Annotated in this window: 1 protein-coding gene; it reads left to right on the forward strand. The window is 62.1% G+C overall.

Features of this window, described 5'->3' with window-relative positions; translation table 11 throughout:
- Positions 1-340, forward strand: a 340-nt coding sequence (locus ACBR42_RS17210; protein ID WP_371208851.1) for a transposase, incomplete at its 5' end; no start/stop codon positions are given.
- Positions 341-536: the final 196 nt, after the last annotated feature.

The raw sequence follows: 536 nt of genomic DNA on the forward strand, positions 1-536 counted from the left end.
GGACTACCGGCGGGACACGGCCCACCAGCAGCAGGTCATGACACTCGCCACGGATGAGTTCATCCGCCGCTTCATGCTGCATGTTCTGCCACGGGGATTTCATCGCATCCGCCATTATGGCCTGCTGTCCAGTTCCAGCCGCAAGGCCAGCCTCGCCCGGGTGCGGGAACTGCTGAATGTTATATCCACACCAGCGCCAGAAGTCCCGGAAGCCGAACCGGCCACGCCACCGCCGTGCCCATGCTGTGGTGGTCCGATGGTCGTCATCCAGATCCTTCCCCGATGGTGTCAGCCCCGAGGACCACCACGGGCGACTGATCCAGCCGGGGGATCACCATGACAGCCCGCAGAGACCACAGCATGACCAATCCCGATGCCGGAGTGGCTCCGCCCCGGCAAACCGGGGCTCCTGTACGCATCACTGGAAAACCCGGGAAAATCGCTGCCTACACTGCCAGTTCTGTCATCGCGTCATGCAGATCCGGTCACAAAAACCCGTTCCAGTTCCACAAACGCACCTGTATGCTCTGGCTCAG

Source organism: Komagataeibacter sp. SM21, from assembly GCF_041402665.1.
GTDB classification, from domain to species: Bacteria; Pseudomonadota; Alphaproteobacteria; order Acetobacterales; family Acetobacteraceae; genus Komagataeibacter; species Komagataeibacter saccharivorans.